This window comes from Nannocystis sp. (genome assembly GCF_016714285.1).
GTDB lineage: Bacteria > Myxococcota_A > Polyangia > Nannocystales > Nannocystaceae > Nannocystis.
Genome location: NZ_JADJNN010000006.1, coordinates 1 through 26393, shown reverse-complemented (window position 1 = coordinate 26393; position 26393 = coordinate 1). Strand labels below are relative to the sequence as shown.

At 71.5% G+C, this 26393-nt stretch carries 20 protein-coding genes and 1 pseudogene; 13 read left to right on the top strand and 8 right to left on the bottom strand.

Features of this window, described 5'->3' with window-relative positions; genetic code table 11:
• The first annotated feature begins 78 nt into the window (after positions 1-78).
• From IPJ59_RS14350 to IPJ59_RS14335, 4 genes are all read left to right on the top strand, one after another.
• On the top strand, positions 79-1242 hold the full coding sequence (locus tag IPJ59_RS14350; RefSeq protein WP_293262330.1) for a protoglobin domain-containing protein: 1164 nt from the start codon (positions 79-81) through the stop codon (positions 1240-1242).
• Entirely contained in the window at positions 1239-1994 is a 756-nt protein-coding gene (locus tag IPJ59_RS14345; RefSeq protein WP_293262327.1) for a response regulator, read from the top strand. The genes IPJ59_RS14350 and IPJ59_RS14345 overlap by 4 nt, the downstream gene beginning before the upstream one ends.
• A gap of 14 nt (positions 1995-2008) precedes the next feature.
• Complete coding sequence (locus IPJ59_RS14340; RefSeq protein ID WP_293262324.1) at positions 2009-3505, top strand: hybrid sensor histidine kinase/response regulator; 1497 nt, start codon at positions 2009-2011, stop codon at positions 3503-3505.
• 91 nt (positions 3506-3596) lie between these two features.
• Positions 3597-4940 carry a VWA domain-containing protein gene (locus tag IPJ59_RS14335; protein ID WP_293262321.1) on the top strand — a complete coding sequence of 448 codons (1344 nt, stop codon included), beginning with the start codon at positions 3597-3599 and terminating at the stop codon, positions 4938-4940.
• A gap of 126 nt (positions 4941-5066) precedes the next feature.
• On the opposite strand, the gene IPJ59_RS14330 is transcribed toward IPJ59_RS14335, so the two are convergent.
• Positions 5067-6848: a VanW family protein gene (locus IPJ59_RS14330; protein WP_293272148.1), complete on the bottom strand. Its 1782-nt coding sequence runs from the start codon at positions 6846-6848 to the stop codon at positions 5067-5069.
• 371 nt (positions 6849-7219) lie between these two features.
• Between IPJ59_RS14330 and IPJ59_RS14325 the strand changes: the two genes are divergently transcribed.
• Positions 7220-8245, top strand: coding sequence for an adenosine deaminase (locus IPJ59_RS14325; RefSeq protein ID WP_293272147.1), 1026 nt, complete (start codon positions 7220-7222; stop codon positions 8243-8245).
• Positions 8246-8413: 168 nt separating this feature from the next.
• The gene (locus IPJ59_RS14320; RefSeq protein WP_293272146.1) at positions 8414-9220 is read left to right on the top strand and encodes an EF-hand domain-containing protein; all 807 of its coding nucleotides are present in this window, start codon (positions 8414-8416) and stop codon (positions 9218-9220) included.
• 114 nt (positions 9221-9334) lie between these two features.
• Here the strand turns inward: IPJ59_RS14320 and IPJ59_RS14315 are convergent, their stop codons facing one another.
• Positions 9335-11185, bottom strand: a complete 1851-nt coding sequence (locus IPJ59_RS14315) for a vWA domain-containing protein (protein WP_293272145.1) — start codon at positions 11183-11185, stop codon at positions 9335-9337.
• A 179-nt stretch (positions 11186-11364) separates the two neighbouring features.
• The gene (locus IPJ59_RS14310; protein WP_293262306.1) at positions 11365-11916 is read right to left on the bottom strand and encodes a hypothetical protein; all 552 of its coding nucleotides are present in this window, start codon (positions 11914-11916) and stop codon (positions 11365-11367) included.
• A gap of 226 nt (positions 11917-12142) precedes the next feature.
• On the opposite strand from IPJ59_RS14310, the gene IPJ59_RS14305 reads away from it, so the two are divergent.
• The gene (locus IPJ59_RS14305) at positions 12143-13411 is read left to right on the top strand and encodes a tyrosine/phenylalanine carboxypeptidase domain-containing protein (protein ID WP_293262303.1); all 1269 of its coding nucleotides are present in this window, start codon (positions 12143-12145) and stop codon (positions 13409-13411) included.
• Positions 13412-13455: 44 nt separating this feature from the next.
• Positions 13456-14478 carry an SET domain-containing protein gene (locus IPJ59_RS14300; RefSeq protein ID WP_293272144.1) on the top strand — a complete coding sequence of 341 codons (1023 nt, stop codon included), beginning with the start codon at positions 13456-13458 and terminating at the stop codon, positions 14476-14478.
• A 93-nt stretch (positions 14479-14571) separates the two neighbouring features.
• Here the strand turns inward: IPJ59_RS14300 and IPJ59_RS14295 are convergent, their stop codons facing one another.
• Positions 14572-14862, bottom strand: coding sequence for a hypothetical protein (locus tag IPJ59_RS14295; protein ID WP_293272143.1), 291 nt, complete (start codon positions 14860-14862; stop codon positions 14572-14574).
• Positions 14863-14976: 114 nt separating this feature from the next.
• Here IPJ59_RS14295 and IPJ59_RS14290 point away from each other — a divergent pair, with 114 nt between their 5' ends.
• On the top strand, positions 14977-15585 hold the full coding sequence (locus tag IPJ59_RS14290) for a ribulose phosphate epimerase (protein ID WP_293272142.1): 609 nt from the start codon (positions 14977-14979) through the stop codon (positions 15583-15585).
• A 31-nt stretch (positions 15586-15616) separates the two neighbouring features.
• On the opposite strand, the gene IPJ59_RS14285 is transcribed toward IPJ59_RS14290, so the two are convergent.
• Complete coding sequence (locus IPJ59_RS14285; protein WP_293272141.1) at positions 15617-16129, bottom strand: hypothetical protein; 513 nt, start codon at positions 16127-16129, stop codon at positions 15617-15619.
• 65 nt (positions 16130-16194) lie between these two features.
• Here IPJ59_RS14285 and IPJ59_RS14280 point away from each other — a divergent pair, with 65 nt between their 5' ends.
• The gene (locus tag IPJ59_RS14280; RefSeq protein ID WP_293272140.1) at positions 16195-17478 is read left to right on the top strand and encodes a fibrinogen-like YCDxxxxGGGW domain-containing protein; all 1284 of its coding nucleotides are present in this window, start codon (positions 16195-16197) and stop codon (positions 17476-17478) included.
• 73 nt (positions 17479-17551) lie between these two features.
• Here the strand turns inward: IPJ59_RS14280 and IPJ59_RS14275 are convergent, their stop codons facing one another.
• From IPJ59_RS14275 to IPJ59_RS14265, 3 genes and pseudogenes are all read right to left on the bottom strand, one after another.
• Positions 17552-19207, bottom strand: a complete 1656-nt coding sequence (locus IPJ59_RS14275; protein ID WP_293272139.1) for a hypothetical protein — start codon at positions 19205-19207, stop codon at positions 17552-17554.
• 160 nt (positions 19208-19367) lie between these two features.
• Positions 19368-20071, bottom strand: a pseudogene (locus tag IPJ59_RS14270) (MIP/aquaporin family protein).
• Position 20072: 1 nt separating this feature from the next.
• Entirely contained in the window at positions 20073-22220 is a 2148-nt protein-coding gene (locus tag IPJ59_RS14265; protein ID WP_293272138.1) for a radical SAM/SPASM domain-containing protein, read from the bottom strand.
• A 129-nt stretch (positions 22221-22349) separates the two neighbouring features.
• On the opposite strand from IPJ59_RS14265, the gene IPJ59_RS14260 reads away from it, so the two are divergent.
• From IPJ59_RS14260 to IPJ59_RS14250, 3 genes are all read left to right on the top strand, one after another.
• Positions 22350-23645: a DEAD/DEAH box helicase gene (locus IPJ59_RS14260; RefSeq protein ID WP_293272137.1), complete on the top strand. Its 1296-nt coding sequence runs from the start codon at positions 22350-22352 to the stop codon at positions 23643-23645.
• A gap of 943 nt (positions 23646-24588) precedes the next feature.
• Positions 24589-25380, top strand: a complete 792-nt coding sequence (locus IPJ59_RS38690; RefSeq protein WP_463673361.1) for an SIR2 family protein — start codon at positions 24589-24591, stop codon at positions 25378-25380.
• 610 nt (positions 25381-25990) lie between these two features.
• A complete protein-coding gene (locus IPJ59_RS14250) occupies positions 25991-26152 on the top strand; it encodes a hypothetical protein (RefSeq protein ID WP_293272135.1) in 162 nt (53 codons plus the stop codon).
• Positions 26153-26393: the final 241 nt, after the last annotated feature.

Here is a 26393-nt window from a genome sequence, read left to right as displayed (position 1 = left end):
GTCGGGCTGGGCGCGTGGTACCTCGATTCATCGTTGACGCCGATCGGCGGGGCCGATCTGTGGTATGGCCATCCCGCCATGCCGTCGAAGCGTCTGCTCGATGAACTCATGCGCTACATCGAATTCTCGGCGGAGGATGCGGCGCTGATGAGCGAGATGGGCCCGCTGCTGAGGTCACATTTCCCTGCCGTCATCGATCATTTCTATCAGGCGATCGATCGCACCCCGGGGGCGGCGGCGGTGTTCACCGGCGGGGCCGAGCAGATCGCGCGGCAGAAGGTCATGCTGCACGGCTGGCTCGAGGGGCTGGTGGGCGGCGTCTACGACGAACAATACATCGAGCGGCGGGCTCGCATCGGCCGCACCCACGTGCGCATCGCCCTCGACCAGCGCTACATGTTCGCCGGGATGAACATCGTGCGCGCCGAGTTGCACGAGGGGCTCGACACCAGCGCACAGTGGCCGCTGGACAAGCTGCGCCTGGGTCACCGGGCGATCGACCGCCTGTGCGACATGGAGCTGGCGATCATGCTGGAGACCTACCGCGAGGCGTACATCGCCCGGGTGAAGGACGCCGAGCGGCTGGCGACGATCGGGCAGGTGGCGGCGTCGATCGGGCACGAGCTGCGAAACCCGCTGGCGGTGATGCAGACCTCGGTGCAGCTGCTGGCGCGGCGGCTGCCGGAAGAGGAGCGCACGGCGAAGCACCTGCGCCGCCTGTGCGAGCAGATCACGCTGTGCAACGAGATCATCTCTGATCTGCTCGAGCTGGCCCGCGACCGGGCGCCGGAGCGTCGCCCGACCGACCTCGCCGCGGTCGTGGAGGAGGCGGCGACGTCGGTGCCACGCCCGTCCGAGGTGACGCTGACGCTGCAGATCGACGCGGGGCTGCCGACGGTCGCGGTCGACCCGGGGCAGTTTCGTCAGCTGGTGATCAACCTGGTGTTGAACGCGACCCAGGCGATCGCGGGCGCGGGGCGCATCGAGCTGCGCCTGCAGGTCGAGGACCGCCACCTCGTGCTGGTGGTCCAGGACACCGGGTCGGGCATCTCGGCCGAGGCCGAGGCGCGGCTGTTCGAGCCGCTGTTCACCACGCGCTCGACCGGCACGGGCCTCGGCCTGGCGCTGTGCCGGAGGATCACGGAGAAGCACAGCGGCAGCATCTCGGCCGCCAACCACCCCGACGGCGGGGCGTCCTTCGTCGTCCGCGTGCCGTTGACGGGCTGGGAGGTGCAGGCGTGAGCGCGGGCTTGCTTCGGGTGCTGGTGGTCGACGACAACCGTCATCTGGCCGAGAACCTCGCCGAGCTGCTGAGCGACGAGGGTTGCAGCGTGCGCACGGCCTTCAGCGCCGAGGAGGCGCTGCGCGCCGCCGCCGACGCGCACTTCGACCTCGTGCTCACCGACATTCGCATGCCGGGGATGAACGGGGTCGAGCTGGTCCGCCTGCTGGCGCAGCGCGAGCCGACGGCGACCTATCTGTTGATGACGGCGTACACCTCGGACCAGGTGCTGTCGGCGGCGTCGCACCTGGGGGTGGTGCGGGCGGTGCTGGCCAAGCCGCTGGCGGTGGAGCGGCTGCTCGAGCTGCTGCCGCGGCGCTCGGGGGTGTTGCTGGTCGAGGACGATCGCCGGCTGGCGGGGCTGCTCGAGGAGAGCCTGCGCCGCGGCGGGTATGCGGTGCACGTGAGCGACACCTGCGAGGGCGCCGAGGAGGCGCTGCAGCGGGCGCGGCCGGACATCGCGGTGATCGACTGCACGCTGCCGGGCGGGGTGGGGATGGCGTTCGCTCGCCGGCTGTGTGCCGGGGTGGGCGCCGGGGCCGGGGACGCGGCGCGGCGCGGGTGGATCCCGCTGATCGTGTTCAGCGGGCGGGAGACGGAGGCCGAGCTGCGCAGCGCGACCCCCAGCGCGATCCAGTTCGTCAGCGCGCCGGTCAGCGCCGAGTCGCTGCTCAGCGCGCTCGCCCAGATCAAGCCGGAGGGGAAGCCCTGAACGGCCGCGTCCTGGTGGTCGAGGACAACCTGGCGCTCGCGGAGAACATCGCCGAGCTGCTGCGGGATGAGGGCGTGCGCGTGGTGATGTGCGGGACCGGGGCCGAGGCGCTCAAGGCGGTCGACGCTGGGATCGACCTGGCGATCGTCGACGTGCGCCTGCCTGACCTCACCGGCGTGCGCCTGGTGCCGCAGCTGCGCAAGCGGATGCCCGAGGGTGAGGTGATCCTGATGACGGGCGACGGCTCGCTCGACACGGCGATCGCGGCGGTGCGCGAGGGGGTGTTCGCGTACGTGCAGAAGCCCTTCTCGCCGCAGGACCTGCTGGCGCTCGCGGTGCGGGCGCTGGCCCAGGTGCAGCTCCGCCGCGAGCGCGCCCGCCTGGCCGCCGAGCTGGCGGTGTCGGAGCGGATGTACCGCGGCGTGGTCGAGACGGTCGAGTCGTTGATCGTCAGCCTCGACCGCAGCGGGGCGATCCAGATGTGGAACCATTGCGTCGCCGCGACCACCGGCTGGGCCCTGGATGAGGTGGTCGGGCATGACTTCGTGGCGACGGTGGTGGCGCCGGAGCACCGCGCGGCGTGCGAGAAGCTGCTGGTCGCGGCCTGGCGGGACCGGCGTCTGGTCGACCGCGAGTGCGTGGTACAGACGCGCGACGGTCGTCGTCGCGAGGTGCGCTGGAGCATCGTCGCGTTCGCGCCGGAGGGCGAGAGCCGGGAGCTGCTGCTGCTGGTCGGCAGCGACGTGACCGACCGCCGCGTGCTCGAGAAGCGGGCCGCCGACGCCGAGGCGATGGCGTCGCTGGCGACCCTCACGGCCGGGCTGGCCCACGAGATCCGCAACCCGCTCAACGCGGCGCTGCTGCAGCTCGAGCTGCTGACGCGGATCTCCGCGCGCATCAGCGGCGAGTCGGAGCGGGCCCGCATCGGCGAGTGTGCCCACCTCGTGCAGTCGGAGATCCGCCGGCTGTCGCGGCTGCTGGAGGAGTTCCTCGGGCTGGCCCGGCCGCGCACGCTCGAGCGCACGCCGGTCGACGTGAAGGCGCTGTGCGAGTACGTGTGCCGCACGCAGCAGCCGGTGGCCGAGACGGCCGGGGTGGCGCTGCGCCTCGACCTGCCGCCGAGGCTGCCGCAGGTGATGGGCGACCCGCCGAAGCTGACCCAGGTGCTGGTCAACCTGGTGGTCAACGCGATCGACGCGATGCGTGAGGCGGAGCTCCACGGCGAGATCGTGATCGCGGGGGAGCAGATCGGCGAGCGGGTGTGCATCCGGGTGGTCGACCAGGGGCCGGGGGTCGACGAGCGCGTCGCCGGTGAGATCTTCCGCCCCTTCGTCAGCACGAAGGCGACGGGCACCGGGCTCGGGCTGACGATCGCCAAGAAGATCATCGAGCAGCACGGGGGCACGGTCGAGCTGGTCCGGCTGCCCGGCGGCGGGACGGCGGCTCGGATCGAGCTGCCGACGGTGCCCGTGGGCGCCACGGAGGACCGGGCGGACCTGTCCTCACCGTGATCGGGGTGTCATGGCTCGCCAGCAATTTGTCGGTCAGGGGTACACGGAGGGTGAATAGGCGGCTGGCACGATCCTTGGATATGGGGCTGGCATGACGCGCGCTCGCCTGTCCCTGTTCGCACCCTGTCTCGCCCTCCTCACCCTGGCCGTCGGCTGTGGTGACAGCAAGAGTGATGGTGGCCTCTACGAGGAGTCGGCCGGCACTGTCTCGGCCACGAGCCCGACCTCGGACTCGGCCGCGGACTCGGGCTTGTACGAGAGCGGCGGCGAGGGGAGCGGCGACCCGAGCGCCAGCGCCAGCGCCAGCGACGGCGACCCGAGCGGCGACCCTACGGCGGGCGACAGCGCGGCGGACAGCGGTGCTGATGCGGGCGACAGCGGGGCCGAGGGCGGCGATCCGGTGAACCCCGAGCCGGGTCAGCTGACCGCGGGTGAGTGGCGGGACCTCGACCACTGGCAGTTCTGGCAGGACCTGCTGCAGCAGCCGGCGTGGGCCGGGATGCCGGCGCGCTGGGGCTTCGCCACGCAGGAGCGCTTCGCGGTGGTGGTCGAGTCGGACGGCAAGCACGTGGCCGACGCCGACGTGACGCTGCTGGCCGGGCAGGAGACGGTGTGGTCGGCCCGCACGGACGCGCACGGCGAGGCCGAGCTGTTCGCGGGGCTGTTCGCGGCGGCGCCGGAGGGGGCGCGCTCGCTGCAGGTGACGGTCGCGGGCAAGAGCACGGTGGTCGAGGCCGTGACGGCGGGCGGCATGACGCCGATCGTGGTCCCGGTAGACGTGGCCGAGGCGCCGGCGCAGGTGCTGGACCTGATGTTCGTGATCGACACGACGGGCTCGATGGGCGACGAGCTGAGCTACCTGCAGGTCGAGCTGGCCGACGTGATCGACCGCGTGCGCAAGACGGCCGGGCAGGACTTCAAGTTCCGCGTCAGCGTGAACTTCTACCGCGACTCCGGCGACGAGTACCTGGTCAAGTCGTTCCCGTTCACGGAGGACATCGACCTGGCGATCGAGGACCTGAACCAGCAGTCGGCCAACGGCGGCGGTGACTGGCCCGAGGCGGTCGATGCGGCGCTCAGCGACGCGATCGATGCGCACGACTGGAGCGAGTCGGCGGTGGCCCGCCTGTGCTTCATCGTGCTCGACGCGCCGCCGCACGAGGGCAGCGAGGTGCTGGCCGACGTCCAGGGCAGCGTGGCGGCGGCGGCGGAGCGCGGGGTGCGGATCGTTCCGCTGGCGGCCAGCGGCGTCGACAAGGAGCTCGAGTTCCTGCTGCGCTTCACGGCGATCGCCACCGGCGGCACCTACACCTTCCTCACCAACGACAGCGGGATCGGCGGCAATCACGTCGAGCCCACGATCGGCGAGTACCAGGTCGAGATCCTCAACGACCTGCTGGTCCGCGTCATCTCGGCGGCGCTGATCGACAAGTGATGGTGCGAAGCGCCGGCCTGCGCCCGGTGAGACGGGAGCGCGGGCCGGCGCGCGGCCCGAGCGACCCACGCGATGCGTGGGTCGCTCGCGTCGTTTCATGGCGGCGATGCGGGTCGCTCGCGTTGGTCACGGCAGGGCGGCAGCGATGGCGGCGCGCAGGGCCGCGACGTCACCGGCGGGGACGATGACGAGGCCGGGGCGCGGGTCGAGGCCGCAGGCGTCACTGGCGATCACCGGGACGCCGCGCGCGAGGGCGGTGAGCAGGGCCCGCGGCTGGTGTTCGATGTGGGCCGGGAGCACGACGAGGTCGGGTCGGCCAGGACACTCGCCGCCCTCACGCACGTCGAGGCCGCGCCAGAATTCCGGACCCTCGAGCGGGCGACCGGCGACCCACACGGTGACCTCGCGGTCCAGCGCGCGCAGGGCGGCGCGCAGCTCCCAGGCGCCCTTGCGGCCGACGGTGCTGGCCGGGAAGGCGATCAATGGGCGAGGGCTGGACGGGCGATCGGCGGGCTCGCGGGCGATCGGCGGGTGGACGTGAGACGGGCGATCGGCGGGCTCGGGGGTGATTCGCGGGAGCTCCCAGGCGAGTCGCTCGCAGCGGCCGGGGAAGCGCGCGGCCAGGCCGGCGTGCGGGGTGATCACCCGATCGGCGGCGGCGAGGGCGGCCTGCTCGGCGTCGACGCGCCAGGCCTCGGCGCGGAAGTCGGCGAGGGTCGGGCTGTCCTTCAGGACAGCCGCGGCGCGGTCGAGACGGGCGTGGAGATCGGCGAGCGGGAGGCGGGTCAGGAGCACCTCGAAGCGGCGACCGCCGAGCGTGCCGTGGCGCCACAACGCGGGCAGCAGGTTCTGGGCGACGACGAGGTGGCGCACGTCGAGCGGCAGGCTGCGGGCCATCGCCAGGGCGAGGCGGTCGTCGTCGGCGAGCAGGGCCCGCTGGCGGGCGGCGCCCTGGGCGGCGAGGCGGCGGCTGTGGAAGGCGCGCAGGAGGGCGGCGCGGGGGTGCTGCAGGGCGGTGAAGCCGGCGCTGCTCCACGCGTAGCGCGGGCGGCCGAGCATGCGGCCGTCGAGGGGGAGGAGCAGGAGGTCGCCGCGGTGGCGCTCGCGGGCGAGGTGGCGGTCGAACTCGGGCCAGAGCTCGTCGACCAGGTAGGCGCTGCGGCCGGCCGGGGCGATGGCGGGCTCGTCGTGGCGGAAGCAGACGGTCTCGCCGCAGGTGTGGCAGTCGTGCTCGAGCTTCGGGGCCGCGATGCTGTCCTGAAGGACAGGTAGGTGACGGTGCCGCGGCGCGGGGCCGCGGAGGCGGACGACGAGCTGTTCGGCGTCGAGCAGGACCTCGAGGCGGAGCGGGCGGTCGCTGCGGAAGCGGAGGTCGATGTAGTTCCACAGCACGGTCGCGTCGCGGCCGAGCGCCGCCTGCGAGCCGGGGACGGTGCGGCTGTGGGGGTGGCGCTCGCGGATCTCGAGGCCGGCGCGCAGGGCCGCCTCGTAGAGCGCGTTGGAGAGCTGACAGATCCCGCCGGCGATCGCGGGGACGATGCAGCCCTCGCGGATCTCTCGCCCGGCGACGAAGCCCTGGGACCGCGTCGGGCGGCCGATCTGGGCCCAGAAGCTGAAGGTGGCGCCTGCGGGGAGCTCGAGGCCGTCGAGCTTGCGCGCGGCGATCCGCAGGTTCTCGACCTTGCCCTGCTCGAGTGGCCACTCGCGCGGGTCCTCGGCGGTCCACAGGCGGCTGCGCGACTCGGCGAGCAGCGGGCCGCCGCGCAGCGCGTCGCCCGGGCTGGCCGGGTGGAGCTCGGAGCCGAGGTCGCGGAGCGTCCGGGCGAGCTGGTGGACGCGGACCTTGGCGGCGTGGACGATCGCCCCGAGGCGGGTCGGCGTGGCTTCGCGGTCGTCGAGGGCTGACATCCTGGCCGCGGGGAAACGCTGATCATCGGCGATGTCATCGCTGGCTCGCGGTCCGGGACGCGTGCGGAGCCTCGCACGCGTGGCCACACCGGGCCATCCGGGCTCGCGTGGACCGGGCGGGCTTGGACCGGGGCGGGCTCGCGTGGACCGGGGCGGGCTCGCGTGGGCCCGCATGGCTCCGCATGGCTCCGTATGGCCTCTGGGCGGCCCTGGGCGGCCCCGCGGTGGAATGCCCCGGCGCGGCTCGTGCGGTTTCGTGCGGACGCGAGGGCTCGCTGTAAGGGCCGCGCCGGCGGGGTTTGGGCGCGCGTGCGCGTGGGCGCTGCTTCGGGCTTGCGTCCTCGCCGCGACTGGAGCGACGCTAGCGCACGATGATCCACGATCCGTCCCTCGAGGCATTCATCCGCGGCATCCCGAAGGCCGAGCTGCACGTGCACATCGAGGGGGCGCTCGAGCCGGAGCTGATGTTCACGCTGGCGCGGCGCAACGGCATCGCGCTGCCCTGGGACAACGTCGACGATCTGCGGCAGGCCTACGACTTCCACAACCTGCAGTCCTTCCTCGATATCTACTACCGCGGCGCGGACGTGCTGCAGCACGTCCAGGACTTCTACGACCTGACCTTTAGCTACTTCAAGCGGGCGGCAGAGGACAACGTGCGCCACGTGGAGCTGTTCTTCGACCCGCAGACGCACACGCGCCGCGACGTGCCCTTCGAGACGGTGATCACGGGCATCCGTGGGGCCTGCGTGGACGCCGAGAGCCGGCTGGGGATCAGCTCGCGGATGATCTTGTGCTTCCTGCGGCATCTGAGCCCGTCATCGGCGCTCGAGTCGCTGCGCCTCGCGGTGCCGTTTCGGCCGTGGATCTGCGGGGTCGGGCTCGACAGCTCGGAGGCCGGCAACCCGCCGAGCAAGTTCCAGAGCGTGTTCGATGAGGCGCGCGAGGAGAACTTCCGGGTGGTCGCCCACGCCGGCGAGGAGGGGCCGGCGTCGTACATCCGCGAGGCGCTCGACCTGCTCGGGGCCCAGCGCATCGACCACGGGGTGCGCTGCTTCGAGGACGAGGAGCTGGTCGAGCGGCTGGTGCGCGAGCAGATCCCGTTGACCGTGTGTCCGCTGTCGAACGTGAAGCTGCGCGTGTTCCCCGAGATGGCGCAGCACAACCTCAAGCGGATGATCGACCGCGGGCTGATGGTCACGGTCAACAGCGACGACCCGGCGTACTTCGGCGGCTACGTCGCTGACAACTACGTCGCCGCGGCGCAGGCGCTGGGGCTGACCCGCGCCGAGGTGGTCGCCCTGGCGAAGAACAGCTTCCAGGCCTCGTTCCTGGTCCACGACCGCAAGCTCGCGCTGATCGCCGAGGTCGAGCGCTACGCGGCCTCGGCGGCGTGATCGCGGACCCATGCTCATGCGCCTGCGCGGCGAGTGGACCGCAAGCGGGCCTGTGAAGCGCGTGCAAGCGGCTGTAAAGTGCCCGTAAAGCGGGGGGCGTGGGCTGCTGGGATGCGGAATAACAGAGCCGTAGCCGGGGTCGATAACCCCGAACGAAGGGAACCCGCCATGACGCGCAACATCAAGTTCTTCCTCCTCCCGCTGGCCCTGTGCTTCGCCGCTTGCGACCGTGAGGACACCGACAACGCCGAGCCGAACGACGAGGCGGTCGCGGCCAAGACCGACGACGAGGGCCACCACGGGCACCGCGGGCTCGCGCGGCTCGACGCGGACAACGACGGCTTCATCTCGCAGGCCGAGGCGAAGGATCACCGCATCGCCGACAAGTTCGCCGAGCTCGACGCCGACAAGGACGGCAAGCTGAGCCGCGACGAGCTGCAGGCGATGAAGGGCCGCCACGGCGGCGGGCGCCACCATGGCGGGCCTGGGGGCGAGCACGGCAAGCACGGGCCGAAGGACCCGGCCGAGCGGGCCGCGCACATGCTGAGCAAGTTCGACGCCAACAAGGACGGCGCGATCGCCAGGGAGGAGGTCGGCGATCACCCGCGCCTCGCCGAGCACTTCGCCGAGCTCGACGCCGACAAGGACGGCAAGCTGAGCAGCGCCGAGCTGCAGGCGATGAAGGGGCCTCCGGGCAAGGGCGAGGGCAAGGGCGCGTGGCACGGCAAGGACCCGGCCGAGCGGGCCGCGCACATGCTGGACAAGTTCGACGCCGACAAGGACGGCTCGCTGTCGGCCGCCGAGGTGGCTGAGCACCCGAAGCTCGCGGGCAAGTTCGCCGAGGTCGACACCGACAAGGACGGCAAGCTGAGCAGCGCCGAGTTGACCGCGTTCAAGGCCAAGCGGCATGGCGAGCGCGGCGAGCGTGGCGACCGGGGCCCGGGCGGCGAGCAGCGCGGCGAGGCGCACCTGTAGAGAGAGTGTCGGATCGACACGAAGGGGAGCGCGGCGACGGCCTGCGCTCCCCTTGTCGTTGGTTGGCTCGCCGAGCTCGTGGTCCTCGCGGCGGGCGACGACGATCGGCGTTGGCTAGCCGAGCTCGTCGTCCTGGAGGCGGGCGACGACGATCGGCGCGTCGCCGACGAGCTTCTGGGCCTCGCGTACGAGGCGGATGAACTCCTTGCGGTCGCCGCGGGGGTCCGGGAGCTGGACCGACTGCGCCAGCGTGGCGATGTCGGCGAAGCTCATGCCGTCCTTGCCGTGGGGGTCGCGCAGGCGCTCGCCGAAGGCCGCGACGGCGGCGGCGAAGCGCAGCGCGTCCGAGCCGCGGCCGGCGTGCTGGCTCGTGTCCCTGACCGCGAGCTGAAGCTCGCTGCTGGCGTCGGCGCCCTCGGGCTTGTAGCGCACCTTCACGGTCATCAGCTCGGCGCCTGGCTTCGCGGAGGCGGCCGGCAGCTGGTACTTGAGCGGGTCGACGCCGCCGCCGGGCGCGGGGGTGCCGGCGGGGACGACCTCGTAGATGCCGGTGACGTCGTGGCCGGCGCCGAGCTCCCCGGCGTCCTTGCGGTCGTCCTTGAAGTCCTGGGCGGCGAGGCGGCGGTTCTCGTAGCCGATGAGGCGGTAGGCGGCGACGGCGGCGGGGTTCCACTCGACCTGCAGCTTGACGTCGCGGGCGACGGTGACGAGGGTGCCGGCGGCTTCGGTGACGAGGACCTTCTCGGCCTCGCGCTCCGAGTCGATGTAGGCGTAGTTGCCGTTCCCCTTGTCGGCGAGCTGCTCCATGGTGTGGTCGTTGAGGTTGCCGCGGCCGAAGCCGAGGACGCTGAGGTACACGCCGCTGGCGCGCTGTTGTTCGACCAGGCGGACGAGCTCGTCGTGGTCGGTGACGCCGACGTTGAAGTCGCCGTCGGAGGCGAGCACGACGCGGTTGACCCCGGACTGGATGAAGTGCTTGCGGGCCTGGGCGTAGGCGAGGGCGATGCCGGCGCCGCCGTTGGTCGAGCCGCCGGCCGAGAGCTCGTCGATCGCGCGCAGGATCTGGAGCTTGTTGGCGCCGGAGGTGGGCGGCAGCACCAGCCCGGAGGCGCCCGCGTAGGCGACCATCGAGATGCGGTCGTGCGGCTTGAGGTCGGCGACCAGCAGCTTGAGGCCGGCGCGCAGCAGCGGGAGCTTGTCCTCGCTCTCCATCGAGCCCGAGACGTCGACCAGGAACACCAGGTTGCGCGGCCCGATCTCGCTGGAGGTGACGAGCTTGCCCTGGAGGCCGACGTGCACGAGCTTGTGGGTGGGGTTCCACGGGCAGGGGGCGACCTCGGCGTGGACGGCGAGCGGGCGGCCGTCGCCGGGCTGCGCGTAGTCGTAGTCGAAGTAATTGATCAGCTCCTCGCTGCGCACCGCGGCGGTCGGCGGCAGCGAGCGGCCGCGGAGGAAGCGACGCACGTTGCTGTAGCTGGCGGTGTCGACGTCGATCGAGAAGGTCGAGAGCGGCTCGGCGAGCGCGCGGGTCCACGGGTTGTCATCGGGCCGCGAGTAGCTGTCGCGGCCGGGGTCCTCGCAGCCGAGGCACTCGCCGGGCGCGGTCACGGCCGGGATGGCGTCCCTCGGGCCACGCATGGCGTAGAGGCCCGACTTGGACTTCGAGGTGGGCCTGCCCATCTTGCCCTCCTCGCCGCGGTGGCGCTGGCCAGTGCCCGCGATCTCGTCGGTGTTCTCCTGGTCGTCCGGGGGGGGCTCCTCCTCCTCGGGCAGCGGATCGGGGCTGTGCATCACCCGCAGGAAGCGGTTCTCCTCGATCGCCTGGTCCGGGTCGACGAAGTAGGGGTCGGGCGTGGGGCTGCACGCGACGAGCGTGGCACCGACGAGCGCGCCGGTTCGCGTCAAGGCGATCGCTAGCAGGCGACGGGGGGAGCGAGGGGCGGGGAGCGGGGCGGGCTTGGACATGGCGAGGGCAGCAGACAGGCCGGCCTCGCGATGGTTCCGCGGCCGCCGCGACTTTGCCCGACAGGCCGCGAATTCGCGGCGCTATCGACGAAGTGAGGATTGCCCGGGAACCTCGCTCGCGCGCCGCTGTCGGCGCTCTGGGGGCGCAGGCGAGGGCGCAGCCGAAGGCCAGCCGGATGTCAGCCGGTGGCGGCCATCGCCAGGACCTTGCGGCCGTCCTCGAACAGGATCGCGACCTTCTTGGCGTCGAGGATCTCGAGGACCACGCCCTTGCCGAACTTGGGGTGGTCGATCGGCTCGCCGAGGGCGAAGGTCTCGCGCATCGAGTAGGCGCGGATGATGCGGTCGTGGTCCAACGCGAACTCGTCCATGCGGCGGACCCACTCGCGGGCGCCGAGCGAGGTCGGTGCGGCGGTGCTGGACTTGGCGGCGCGCGGGGCCTTGGCGGCGCCGGGGGCCTTGGCGGCGGCCCGCGGCGGGGCGAGCTTCGGCGGCGTGCGGGCGGCGGCGGTCCGGTTGTGCACCGCGGGCGCGGCGGCGGCGGGCTTCACCGGGTTGATCTTCGGCGCGTGATACATGTGCTGGCCGTGGCACTCCTTGCACTCGACGCGCTTCGGCGTGGGCGCGCCGGGCTTGAGCGCGACGACGACGTGAAGGGTATCGGTGCGACACTTGGTGCACCACGCGTCGATGTCCTCGCCAACCTTGAAGGCCATGAGCAGGCGAGACAATACGGCAGCGTCGCCGCGCTGCCAACCGGCGCGACGTGCGGACAGGCGTCCGTGCTGCGTGGGTCTTGCGAGGCGCTGGGCGGGCTGCGAGGCGGCGTGTGAGCGCGTGCGGAGCCGGGCTTTCTGCGTGGGCGCTGCGGCCATCGATCTGCGCGCTGGCGTGGACTCGCGGCGCGGCGCCGTGGAGATTTCACCGCCTGCGCCGACGCGCGTAAGATGCACGGCCATGGACCCGGAGACGCTCCAGCGGATCACGGCCGCCGACAGCCGCCTGGTCGCCGCCGCCAAGGACCTGAAGGTGCTGAGCATCCTCGCCTGGCCAGCGCGGCTGCTGGACGAGTTCCTCAAGCACTGGCGCAGCGCCAACCCGCGGCTGCCGGATCCGCCGCGGCCGCGGCTGCGCCTCGACGACAACACGGACGAGCTGCTCGCGGTGATGGCGGCGTGTGACCTGGACGAGCCGATCGGGCGCTACATGTACCGCACGGCCCGCAGTTATGTGACCGCGGCGCGGATGGTCGAGCGGGTCGGGACGCCGGAGTTCACGCAGCGATCGATCGAGCTCTACGGCGCGCCGGGCGATCGAATCGGCCCGAACGCGGTGACGAACCTGCAGGCGGCCGAACAGTTCCTGTCGCTCACCGATGACTTTCGTCGGGTCGGCGACGCGCCGGAGGAGGTCTGCCTGCGCCCGGAGTACGTCGCGGAGCGGCTGCTCGAGCGCGTGCTACCGGTGTTCACCGACCACCCGATCGCGGTGGAGATCGACCCCGAGATGACCTCGAAGGCGGCGGCCGGGGCCACGCGGGTGCGGATCCGCGGGGCGACCTGCTTCTCGGTGCAGGACATCGCCCAGCTGGCGGAGCACGAGGTGTTCGTGCACAGCCTCACGTCGATCAACGGGCGCGAGCAGCCGGTGCTCAAGAGCATGGGCCTCGGGGCGCCGAGGACCACGGCGACGCAGGAGGGCATGGCGACCTTCGCGGAGCTCATCACCAACGCGATGGACCTGCCGCGGCTGCGGCGTCTGGCGCTGCGGGTGAAGGCGATCCAGATGGGCCTCGACGGGGCCGACTTCATCGATCTGTTTCGCTTCTTCCTCGAGGCGGGCCAGACCCATGAGGAGAGCTACTACTCGTCGGCGCGGGTGTTTCGCGGCGGCGACGTGCGCGGGCGGCTGGTGTTCACCAAGGACGTGGTCTACCTGCAGGGGCTGATCAGCGTGCACACATTCTTCTTGAAGGCGATTCACCAGAGCCGGCCCGAGTATATTCGCGACCTGTTCGCCGGGCGGATGGCGCTCGGCGATGTGCTCGACCTCGACGCCTACTTCCGGGCCGGGGCGATCGCGCCGCCGCGCTACGAGCCGGCGTGGATCAAGAATCAGCCGACCCTGGCGGCGTTCCTCATCTACTCGATCTTCAACACGCGGCTCGAGATCGGCGACCTGCAGCTGGCCGACTTTCGTGAGCCGCACCCGGAGCCGGCGGAGTAGCCGCAGGCGGGTCGGGGCGCGGCCGTGGTGTTACCATCCCCGCGGTGCAGGCCGTCGCGCAGGACCCGGCTGTCGCGCGGCTGATCGCCTGGATCGTGGCCGCGGGCGGGCGCGTGGGCTCGCTGCGGGTCGGACCGGCGCGGGCCGGTCGCGGAGTGTTCGCGACGGCGCCGATCGCCGAGGGCGAGCTGCTGCTGGCGCTGCCGCGGGCCTGTCTGTTGACGCCGGAGTGCGCCGCGGACACGGCCTTCGGGCGCACGATCGCCGCCGAATGGCGCGGGCCCTCGCACGACCAGATCTTGCTCGCGGCGCTGCTGGTGGCCCGCGACGATCCGATGCGCGAGGCCTATCGCGACAGCCTGCCGGCGCGGCTGCCGGGGCTGCCGCTGTACTACGATCCGGCGGAGGCGGAGGCGCTGTGCAGCACCTCGCTGGCCCTGCGGATGGGCGAGCGGCACGCGCAGATCGTCGAGGAGTTCGCGTGGTTGCGGGCGAAGGTGCCGGGCATGGGCAGCCTCGACGCGCCGCGCTGGTTTCACGCGCGGGCGCAGGTCGGCTCGCGCTGCTTCTTCCTCGGCGAGCTGCACGGCGAGGCGCTGGTGCCCCTCGCCGACCTGCTCAACCACGCCCCGCAGCCGAACACGGGCTGGCAGCTCGACGCGCGCGGCGACTTCGTGCTGCGAGCGGTGCGTCCGCTGGCCGCGGGCGCCGAGCTGCACCACAGCTACGGCGAGATCAGCAACGCCCGCCTGCTGCTCAACTACGGCTTCACCGAGGCGGACAACCCGGCGCGGGCCTGCTCGCTCGAGCTGCCTGGCCACGGCGAGGTCATGCTCGCGGCGGGCGACGGCGGTGACGCGGACGGGGCCGTCGATCCATCGGCGCTGCAGGCACTGCGGGCGCGGGTCGGGAGTGGTGCCGATCTCAGGCTGCGGGCGGCGTGTAGCGAGCGGTTGGCCCGGTTGCCGCAGCTCGCGGGGGACTCGGCGGCGTTCGCCGATCTGCGGCGCGTGGTCGACGACGAGCGGCGCGTGCTCGCGGCCTGGCTCGCCGCGCTGGCGCAGTGAGGCCGGGCGCCGCGGCCGCTCGCCTGGTGGTGTTCCTGCCGGGCGCGGGCTGATAGCATGAACGGTCATGAAGCCGTGTACTCGCTGTCATCGTCACGTGCGCCGGGCGGACGCGTGTTGTCCGTTCTGCGGCGCTGCGTTGATCGAGGTGGCCGCTCCGGTCGCGGCGGCGGCGTGGGGGCTGTGCGTGGCGCTGCTGGTCGGGTGCGGCCCGGGGAAGCCGGGGGAGGCCAGTGGTGGCAGCAGCGGCGCGAGCGAGGGGGACAGCACGGGCGAGGTCTCGACGGGCGGGGTGACGACTGGCGGTGGCTCGACCGGCGGGGCTCCGACGAGCGGCGCGGTCACGGGCACGAGCGGCGCGAGCAGCTGCGGCGACGAGTGCACGGCGAGCGATGAGGCCGGAGGGTTCATCTACGCGGCCCCCGACGGCGGCCCGGACCCTGAGATCGAGTGTGACGTGTTTGCCCAGGATTGCGGGCCCGGCAAGAAGTGCACGGCATGGGGGATAACGGAGGCGGGACCTGGAACGCGACGAAGTGCGTCGAGGTCACGGGCGACAAGGTGCCCGGCGACCTGTGCACGACGGAGGGCGGCGGCGTCAGCGGGATGGACGACTGCGAGGCCGGGGCGATGTGCTGGAACGTCAATGACAAGAATGAGGGTATTTGCGTCGCGCTGTGCACGGGCAGCCCCGACGCGCCCGTGTGCGACGACGGCTTCGCCTGCGCGATCGCCAACGACGGGGTGCTGAACCTGTGCCTGCCGACTTGCGACCCGCTGCTTCAGGACTGCGCTGGCACCGACCTGTGCATTCCCAACGGCAACAATTTCCTCTGCGTCCTCGACGCTTCGGGTGCCGGGGGCAAGGCCGGGGACCCGTGCGAGTTCGTAAATGGCTGCGACAAGGGCCTCGTTTGCCTCAACACCACGAGCGCTTCGAGCGAGTGCATGAAGGGCTCCACGGGCTGTTGCTCGCCGTTCTGCGACTTCGTGAAGCAGGACACGATGTGCCCGCCGGGGACGGAGTGCGTGCAGTGGTTCGACCCGATGGACCCGAACACCCCGCCGGACAGCGACGCGATCGGGGTGTGCGCGGTCAAGGCCTGAGGGCCGCGTCGCGTGGGCGGCGGATACTCGGTTACGAATCGTGGCGAGTCATATGTGCCGCATTGAATGCTTGTTCGTGGAATATGGTGAATGTGCGAGATGGCCGACGCGGCCGCCATGAGCGCCCGGCGCGCCGATCGGCGGCGAATGGCAATAGTGCGCCCGGTCCGTGGGCCTGCCGCGCGCGCCCTGGCAAACGCAGACGTGTTGCGAATGAGCGGAATGTGAGAAGGTTCGGATCTTGGGGGTTGGGTGAAGATATGAAAAATCTACTTGGATATGCTTCAGGTGTTGTAGGGATGGCGCTGGTTGTGCTCGCCAGCTGCGGTGGCGATGATGGCGGCGCGACGAGCGGCGGATCGAGCGGATCTGGCAGCGCGTCGGCCACCGAGGCGGTGACGACGACGGTCGCGCTGACCACCTCCGGAGACTCGACGACGGACGGCACCGGCGGCTCGGGTAGCAGCAGCCCGACGAGCACGGACCCGACGGTGAGCAGCACGGACCCGACGGTGAGCAGCACGGACCCGACGGTGAGCAGCACGGACCCGACGGCGACCGGGAGCACGGGCGTGGGTCCTGTTTGTGGCGACGGCGTGGTCGACCCGGGTGAGGAGTGCGACGACGGCACCGACAACGGCGACGACAAAGGCCTGCACCGCGGCCTGCGTGCTGGCGATCTGCGGCGACAGCCTGGTCCAGGCGGGCGTCGAGGGCTGCGACGACGGCAACATGGTCGACGGCGACGGTTGTGGCGCGGACTGTCAGCTCGAGAGCTGCGGCGACGGCAAGGTGCAGGGGATGGAGGAGTGCGACGACGGCAACGCGGCCGACGACGATGCGTGCCTCAGCACCTGCAAGAACGCGGTGTGCGGCGACCTGGCGGTGTTCGCCGGCATGGAGGAGTGCGACGACGGCAACGACGTCGAGACCGACGCTTGTCTCACCACCTGCAAGAGCGCCAAGTGCGGGGATATGGTCGTGCAGGACACGGTCGACGAGTGCGACGACGGCAACATGAGCAACCTCGACATGTGCACCAACATGTGCAAGCTGCCGACCTGCATGGACAAGATCCAGGACGGGATGGAGACCGACATCGACTGCGGGGCGGCCTGCCCCAAGTGCGCGCTCGGGCTGGCTTGCACGAAGGGCAGCGACTGCGGCACCGGCTTCTGCGCCATGAACAAGTGCGCCGTGGCCCCGAGCTGCAAGGCGATCAAGACCGCCGACCCGATGGCCAAGGATGGGATCTTCAACATCGACCCGGACGGCAACGGGCCGGTCCCGGCCTTCGACATCTATTGCGACATGACGACCGACGGCGGCGGCTGGACGCTGGTGCTCAAGGCCGACGGCTCCAAGGCCACCTTCCTGTACGACGCCGTGCTGTGGACCAACAACGCGCTGCTCAACGCCGGCATGACGGCGCTGGACCGCAACGAGGCGAAGTTCTCGAGCTGGAACACGGTGGCCTTCACGGATGTGCTGATCGGGCTCGAGTCGCCGATCCTGAACATGGGCGCGCTGAACCTGAAGACGCAGAAGATCCCGACCGGGGCCAAGGCCTCGATGTTCGCCCTGATGTCGCCCAATGTGTATGTCCCGTCGACGATCGGTCGCCCGGCCTGGAAGGCCCTGATCACGGCCAGCTCGCTGCAGACCAACTGCAGCCGGGAGGGCTTCGACGGCACCTGTGGTGGGTCGCGGACCCGCATCGGCATCCTCGGCAATCAGGAGATGGACTGCAATTCGTGCGACTCGTATATCGGCATCGGCAACCAGGGCGCCCCATGCGGCGGTCCGGAGCGCTCCGTCGGCAACATCGCGTTTTGCACGCCCGACAACGGCGACAAGAGCGTGCCGGCGTTCGGCGTGGTGTTCGTCCGCTGAGCCGTGGCGGGCGCGCGCGGCTGCAGTCGCAGCCGCGCGGCGTTCGGTGTGGTGTTCGCGCGGCGGCGGGGGCTCAGCGCAGCTTCATGCGGGTCGTCATGACGACGCCGCGCTCGCTGGCGTGGGCGTCGTAGGTGACGACGCCGACCGACTTGTAGAAGTCCATGACCATCTGCATCTCGCTGGGCATCGGGCCGGTGGCGCTGGAGAGCTGGCCCATGAGTTCGCCGAAGCGGTGCATGTCGTAGGCCATCATCATCAACGGCGGGTCGCTGGAGGCGGGCTCGGCGAGCAGGGCCTTGACGCGGGCCTCGGAGTCCTTGCCGATCGCCAGCACGCCGCCGCGGCCGGCCTGGACGCCGTAGGCGAGGCCGTTGAGGAAGGGGATGGTGCCGTCGGGGAGGCTGTGGACGCTGCCATCGTCGCTGAGGGCGAGGCTCTGGAGCGGCGGGATCTGGCGGGCGGCGTTCAGCAGCGCCTTGGTGTCGGTGAAGCCGATCGAGACGTAGCCGCGGACCTCGCTGGGGAGGAAGCCGGCGAGCTTGAGGTCGTCGAGGACGAGGGCGCCTCCGCGGGCCTTCCACAGCTCGGGCGGGGTCGACTTGAGCTCGCGGCTGATGTCGCTGGCGGCGGTGTTGAGCTCGGCGAGCTGGGGGCAGGCGTAGGGGGCGCTCTGGATCGCCATGGCCTTGTTCTGGACGAAGCTGAGGGCGCGGTCCATGTCGAGGGCGGCGCCCATGGCGAAGATCGGCTCGCCGATGCTGGCGGGGTCGAGGCCGCCGACCGGTGCGCGCATCGCCATCAGCTCCTGGGCGAGGTCGGGGCGCAGCTCGACGACGAACTTGCCGGAGAAGCCGTCGGCGTCGATCTTGTCGGTGCCGAAGACCATGCGGGGGGCGAGCGCGACGAGCTGGCGGATCTCCTGCTTGCACACGTCGCCGAGCTGCGGCCAGCGGGCGGCGAGCTCGGGGGCGAGGGCGGCGAGCACGTCCTTGTTGAGGGCGTCGCCCTCGCCGAGGAAGGCCTCGGCGATGGTGCGGGCGTCGATGAAGCCGGCGCTGATGCGGGCCAGGTCGTGGTCGACGAGCAATTGCTGGAAGCGCTCCGACTTGCCGAGCGACTGGGCCGGGAGCTCGCTGCCGAGGAGCAGGGCGAACACGCGGTCGGCGAGGCTGGTCGGCGCGACGCCGAGGACCAGCTGGTCGTCGACGATCGCCACGGCGCCGGAGACATAGTTGCCGGCGATGTGCCAGTACTCGAGCTCGCCGAGCTTGCGGGTGGGGAAGCTGACGCCGGCGCTCTGCTGCACGCGGTCGATGGCGGCGCGCAGGGCCTTGGCGTCGCGCAGCTGGACGCGCATGGCCGGGAGCAGGCCGAGGCCGTAGATCGCGAAGCGGGCCTCGACGTCGAGGCCGAGGGCGGCGAGGCCGTCGACCGAGAGCTTGCCCTGCAGCTCGTCGAGGATCGCGGTGACCAGCTTGCGGTGCTCTGCCGGGATGCCGCGCTCGAGCTCGGCGCGCTTGCTGTCGAGCAGCTTGAGCATCGGCGTGAGCGAGCCGTACATCTTGTCCATGAAGCCGCGGGTGCCGGCGCTGCCCATGCCGATGAAGGCGTAGGGGGTGTCGGCGGGGACGTGGCGCAGGAGCTGTTGCAGCTGCGGGTCGGCGACGACGTCGGCGGCGGCCTGGCTGCCGGAGCGGGTGCAGGCTGGCAGCGCCAGCGAGGTCATCAACACAGCTGCTACCAGCCCGGCGAGGGGCCCACGTCGCCACGGTCTACGCATTGCGGAATCTCCTGGTCGGCGAGGATACACCCTCGCGCCGCTGGCAACGTGGGGCGGCCCCCGGGCATTCCGGGGGACGAGCTCATTTCAGGCACGCGGGCTCGCGTCAGAACAGCGCGCGGTGGGCCGCGGCCCCGGCGACGGCGCCGACGATCGGCGCGAGCACGGGGATCCACGCGTAGGACCAGTCGGAGCCGCCCTTGCCGGCGATCGGGAGCAGGGCGTGGGCGAGGCGCGGGCCGAGGTCGCGGGCGGGGTTGATCGCGTAGCCGGTGGTGCCGCCGAGGGACAGGCCGATCGCCAGCACGAGCGCGCCGACGACCAGGGGACCCAGGCCCTCGGCGAAGCGGTGGGCCCCGATCGCGGTGAGGCCGAACAGCAGGATGAAGCTGCCGAGGGCCTCGCTGAGGAAGTTGGCGGGGGCGTGGCGCAGCGCGGGGGCGGTGCAGAAGACCGCGAGCTTGCTGGCGGGGTCCTGGGTGGCGCGCCAGTGCGGGAGGTAGTGCAGCCACACGAGGGTGGCGCCGAGGAAGGCGCCGAGCAGCTGGGCGAGCAGGTATGTGGGCACCTGGGCCCACGCGACCCGCCGACGCTGGCGAGCGCGAGGGTGACGGCGGGGTTCAAGTGGCCGCCGCTGACGCTGCCGACGGCATAGACGGCGAGGGTGACGGCGAGGGCCCAGCCGATCGTGATGACGATCCAGCCGGCGTTCTCGCTCTTGCTGTGGCGCAGGAGCACGCCGGCGACCACGCCGTCGCCGAGGACGATCAGCAGCGCGGTGCCGGTGAGCTCGGCCCAGAAGACGGGCATATCAGCCTCCGGGGGCACACACGCCGCCGCCGGCCACCGGCAGGCAGGTGCGGCCGGGCGGGCAGTCGGGCATGTTGAGGTCGCAGGCGGGGAGGCACAGCTGCAGGACGTTGTCGTTGCCGATGAAGCAGTTGAAGCCGGCCTCGCAGGTGCCGCTGTCGCACATCGCCCGGCACACGCCGGTGTTGCCCTGGACCTCGAAGCACATCACGTGCTTGTCGCAATTGTCGACGCCCGTGAGGCCGCCGCCGGGGGCCTCGCAGGGCTCGCCGACGGCCACCGGGGCGGGGTCGACGGGGACGCACTTGAGCGCGTTCCACATGGCGCCGCCGCCGTCGACCCAGGGCATGCACTTCTCGCCGGCGGGGCAGTCCTCGGCTTGCACGTCGCACTCGAGGGGGGTGTCGCCGGTGTCAGGCGTGCCGTAGATGAAGCCGGTGCCCACGGTGGTGTCGCTGCAGCCGGTGAGGCAGCCGGTGCTGGCGGCATCGGTGGCGCTGGTGGTGGGGGCGACGGTGGTGGTGACTTCGCCGGTGCTCGTGCTGGCTTCGCTGGTGCTCGTGCTGTCGGTGTCGCCGTCGTCCTTGCCGCCGCAGGCGGCGAAGACCGCGAGGCCGAGGGCCCAGGGGGCGCATGCGGCGAGTGTGGCGGCGATGGCGGGTGCGGGGAGCTCGAGCAGCGCCTCGCCGCAGAAGGGGCACGCCGCGGCCGCGCGGCGGACGTGGCGGTGGCAGCGGGTGCAGGGCTTCATGGGCGGCGACGGTAGCAAGGCTGGGGGCGTTCGACAATGGCACGACGTGGGCTCAGGTCGTGGGCTCGTCTCGGGGGATGTGGAGCGGGTGCCGGGGCCGTGGGGGTCCTGCGTACGGGGGCTGCGGGGGTCGTCGATCTGGACCGGGCCGCGGATGGCTCGCTCGGCCGCGTCGGCGGGCTCGCGGATCAGGCGGAACAGGCCGTGGTCGAAGGGCTGGCCGGAGGCGGCGGCGACCTGCTCGACGCGCTCGCGCAGGCCCATGCGCTGCATCTCGATCGCGCGGTGGTGGCAATAGGGGTTGTTGCCGGGGCGGCCGAGCAGGGGCTCGCTCATGGCGGTGCAGCCGGCCATGCAGGTATCTGCGTAGTAGCAGTCGCGGCAATATCCCCATAGATCATCGAGGGTGCGGTGCTCGATATAGCGGATCTCCGGGGCGCGCTCCCACAACGCGCGCAGGCCGTGGTCGCGCCAGTTGCCGCCCTCGTTGGGCGGGCCGCCGACGCTGGGGCAGGGCTTGATGGTGCCGTCGGCCTCGATGCCGAGGCCGGTGCGGCCGGCGGCGCAGCCCTTGTAGTGGCCGTCGCTCTGCAGGAGGCGGCGGATCTTGCCCTCGTGGGGGCCGAAGTAGCCGAGGTTGTTGCCGGGCCAGAAGCGGACGTTTAATTGTTGGCAGCGGTCGATGACGCGGTCGACGATCTCGAAGAGCTCGAGCATGTCATATGGTTGTAGGAGCAGCTCCGGGTGGTCGGCGGCGTTGCCGTGGGGCATGGTCAGGAACATCTGCCAGGCGCGCGCGCCGGCGGCGGCGAGCAGCTCCAGCAGGGCGGGCAGCTCGCGCCAGCTGTGGCGGTTGATCTGGGTGTTGGCGACGATCGTCATGCCGGCGGCGCGGGCGTGGGCGAGGGCCTCGAAGCAGCGGCGCCAGCCGCCGGGGGTGCCGCGCAGGAATTCGTGGCTGGCCTCGAGGCCGTCGATCGAGACGGACACGGTCTGCAGGCCGGCCTCGGCGAGGGCCTCGGCGCGCTGGCGGGTGAGGCCGAGGCCGCCGGTGGTCATCGAGCAGGTCATGCCGCGCTCGCGGATCTTGCGGATGACGAGCAGGACGTCGTTGCGGAGGTAGGCCTCGCCGCCGATGAGCACGACCTCGCCGACGCCGAGCTCGGCGAGCTCGTCGACCAGGCGCAGGGCCTCCTCGGTGCTGAGCTCGTTCGGGCGGGCGCTGCCCGCTCGCGGGCCGCAGGCCTGGCAGCGCTGGTCGCAGGCCAGCGTGAACTCCCACACGGCGAGTCCCGGCCGCTGGACCTCGCCGCGCGGGGCGGGCAGGACCCGCCTGCCGCGTCCTGGCGGCAAGCTCTCGACGATCGGCAGGCGCCGCCTGGCCTCGCGCAGCTTCATCGCGGGCAGGCTAACACGCGCGCACGCGGCGGGCGCCGGTGGAAGTGACTCGACGTGCGGCCGGGAATGTGTCAGGGGAGGCGCGTGCATTTCAGCGACCTGGGGCTCCTACCGAGCCTTGTCCGCGCCGTGACCGACGCGGGCTACACCGACCCCACTCCCATTCAGATCGAGGCCATCCCGCCGGCGCTGGCCGGCCGCGACATCGTCGGCTGCGCGCGCACCGGCACCGGCAAGACGGCGGCCTTCGCCCTGCCGATCCTCCAGCGCATCGACGCGATGGCGAGCGACGACCCCAAGCTGCGCGCGCTGATCTTGACGCCGACGCGCGAGCTCGCGGCGCAGATCGAGGACAGCTTCTCCCGCTACGGCAAGCACCTCGAGCTGTGGCACGCGGTGATCTTCGGCGGGGTCAGCCAGGGGCCGCAGGAGAAGGAGATCAAGCGGGGCATCGACATCCTGGTGGCGACGCCGGGGCGGCTGCTCGACCTGATGCAGCAGCGCCTGATCAGCCTGGCGGACATCCAGATCTTCGTGCTCGACGAGGCCGACCGCATGCTCGACATGGGCTTCCTGCCGGACGTGCGGCGGGTCGTGGCGGCGCTGCCGAAGGTGCGGCAGACGCTGTTCTTCTCGGCGACCATGCCGCCGGAGATCCGCGAGCTGGCGGGGTCGCTGCTGCGTGACCCGGTGAGCATCGCGGTGTCGCCGGTGTCGTCGGCGGCGGAGAAGGTGGCGCAGCGGGTCTGCTTCGTCGACAAGGACGCCAAGCGCAACCTGCTGCTGCACGTGCTCAAGGCGCCGGAGGTCGAGCGGGCGCTGGTGTTCAGCCGGACCAAGCACGGGGCCAACCGGGTCGCGGAGCACCTGCACAAGGCGGGCGTGACGGCGGCGGCGATCCACGGCAACAAGTCGCAGGGGGCCCGCACGCGCGCGCTCGACGGCTTCAAGTCGGGCGAGCTGGCGGTGCTTGTCGCGACGGACATCGCGGCCCGTGGGATCGACGTGACCGGGGTGACGCACGTGATCAACTTCGACCTGCCGAACGTGCCGGAGACCTACGTGCACCGCATCGGCCGCACCGGTCGCGCCGACGCGTCGGGCATCGCGGTGTCGTTCTGCGACGACGAGGAGCGGCCGTTCCTGGCGGACATCGAGCGGCTGCTCGGGGAGCACATCGAGCGGGTCGACAATCACCCGTATCCGCCGTCGCGGCCGCCTCCGGGGCCGACGACGCTCGGGCGCCCAGGGCGCTGCGGCGAACTCGGGGCCGCGTGCGCCGGCGGCTCCGCGCTCGCCGCGGGCGGCTGGGGGCGGGGGCGGTGGTGGTCGCGGGGGTGGGGCTCGGGTGGTGGTGGGTGGTGGTGGTGGTGGTCGCGGGCGGCGTTAGTCGCTCGGTGCTGTGAGCGATCGGGGCGCGGGTGACGTGGCACGGGCCGGTGCGGTCCGGCTGGGGGCGCGGGCAGGCTCGAGGAGCCGGATGTCCGAGAGGGGGGTCGCCCTCAAACACGCCCTGACACACCGTCGCCGGGGTGACTCCCCGGTCTACGCCGGACTCGGTCGACACCCCTCTCGGCCCTCCGGCACGGCAAGCCTCCGCTAAAGGCCGGTGCGGTCGGCGTCGCCGAGAAGCCGGACCGCACCGGCCCTGAGCGGGCGACATGGCGGTACGGACATGTCGCTTGGGACATGTTGTGGGGTGTCGTCCGGTGTCGCGGGGCCTGCACCACGCCTGGAAGTACGGCGTGAGAGTGATTCGAGGTGGGGCGTGTCTTGGTAGGCGTCACACGGCGGGGGGCGTGGCGGCGGCCCTCGCAATCCTACCTCCGAGGCCCTTATGTCGCGTGTCGGCCACGTTCGTCGAGGTCAAGGACCACGGACCCGCTTGTAAAGGGCCCGAGCGCTCGGTTCAGGACGAAGGCGCTTGCTGGGTGGAGATGGTTAGCAGCACGTGGGCTGGGCGTCGACCAAGCGGGCAGAGGAGATCGGCGTAGCGTCGACGGAGCCCGTGCGGTGTGCCGTGCACTTCTCAAGTAGTCAGGAGGACGATACCATGATGCATGCCTGCGCCCGAGGTCTCTGGAGGTGAGCTCAGCGAGGGTGCACGCGATCTGATCGCGCGGATCGTCAAGAGCGAACGGAAGATAGTGCTGCTGTTGGGTTCGGCTGACGATGCAGCCAGGACCCGGGCTGTCGGAGTCCCGGACGTGCGGGGTGGTGAATCGATTGCGCACGGCGCTCGCGGGCGACGGTGGCGTGAAGTTCGACGAGGCGGTCGCGCGGGCCGACGAAAGTGGTTCGGTAGGGGATCCCCGGCGTCGCGTACCGCGAAGGCTTCGATGCCCCGCTCCGCCGTGGCGGCGGACAGATGCGGTCGATCGCGTCATCCTCGAGGCGGTGCTCGAGGCTCACGATACCTCGACAATGCGCGTCGAGCCCGGGTGTCGTCGGCCACTCGGGAGGTCCGCCACGCGGCGTGCCAGGAACTCCTCGATGCGCCCGCGGGTTGGCTCCTCTGCGTCCCTCTGTCGTGGCACTCGGCGAGATCTTGCAGCAGGACCCAGGGCGACTGGTGTTTACGACGAACTTTGACCCGGCTATCGAGGTCGCCGTGAAGCGTGCAGGGTACGGGCGCGCAGGACGGTACTCACGCGCGACGGCAATCCCCGGACAGCGCAGCGGGGATGGCACGCACGTGGTGTACGTGCACGGGTACTGGTTCGGCGCCGACACCCTGCACACCGATCGACTGCTCCAGCGCGAGCGAAGGCAGCTCCCGTCGACGCTGCGGCGATGGATCGAGCCGGCGCTGCTTGTGGTGCTCGGCTATGGTGGCTGGGACGATGTACTCATGGGGAGCTTGCAGACCCTGGTGGCTGACGAAGGGGCTCATCCCGACATCGTGCGGGGCTTCTGGCGCCGCGGATCCAGAGGTCGTGGGCAAGCTGGAAGCTGGGGGTGGACGCGTGCAGACGTACGAGCACGTGGACATGCACCGTCTGTTGCCGGCGCGCCGCGATCGCCAGCGGCGGCTCACGCCGTCCACCTCGACGAGGCCGACCCCCCGAAGCCGCCTGGGATGGCGCGGAGCGGTATTGTGGCTGCGCCACGACCGTCGGCGTCGGCTCGAGGAGCCGTATCGAGAGTTGCCGGCCGGTGACATGTCGATCCCGGATTTCGTCTGCTGCGCGCCGAGCGCGGAGTCGTGGCGATGTCGGGGCGCGAGGCGATGCTCGCGGATTTTTCCGCGTGGTGCGAGACGCCCGGGCTTGCGATCCGGCTGGTGACAGCGCCGGGTGGGAAGCGGCAGACGCGTCTAGTCCGCGAGCTGTGCAAGCGGCAACTCGGAGCGGGCTGGACGGCAGGAGTTTGCGGCGTGGCGTGGATCACGGAGAACTGATGACATTCAGCGCAAAGCGGGACGACCGCTGCTGCTTGCGGTCGACTATGCCGGGACCTGGGGAAGGATCTCGAGCAAAGTTGTTGTGGGCGCTCGCGCCTTTTTCGTGAGAACCTGAACCGATCCGGGTCGTCCTTGCGGCGCGGGCGGAGGCCGAGTGGCGCGATTGCCGCATGGCGTCGAAGCGTTGCGAGACCTGCTCGAGGGCGGCGTCGTGCGGCGGCTCGGGTCCATCGAGGATGTGAGCCGCGCGTGGGTAGACGCAGTGCAAAGGCGTTCACGGAGCGCCGAGGCTCCGCGATGAGGCCGTCGTCATGCCCGCCTGTGGAGGTGCTGACCAAGGTGGTGCGCGAAGGCGTGCTCGCGCTTCATGGCGGCCCTGCTCGCGGTGGAGGGCGATCCACCGCCGTTCGATGCCGGCGTGGGCAAGCTGCTGTTCGACGAGCTCCTGCGCGGGAACTCCTCAAGTTTGGAAGCCGGAGGCGGTGCGGGCTGGTCGGCGACGGGTTCGCCAACCGCGACAAGGTGTTGAGCACCGTTGCATGCATCGCCACACTCGTCGGCCCGCTCGGATCGGTCGAGCAGGCGCGTGCGGTGCTCGCTGTCTGAACGCCCGGCCTGGGCGGGCAACCCGAGGCCACGCTCGACGGGCTGGCGGCCCGTGTTCGCGTCGCTGTATCCCGGTGCGGGCGGGAGAGCCGTGCGCGCCGCCGCCGTACAGCCGGACCGGATCGCGGTGAGCGACCGATCGCCACGCAGTGGCATCGACTCCC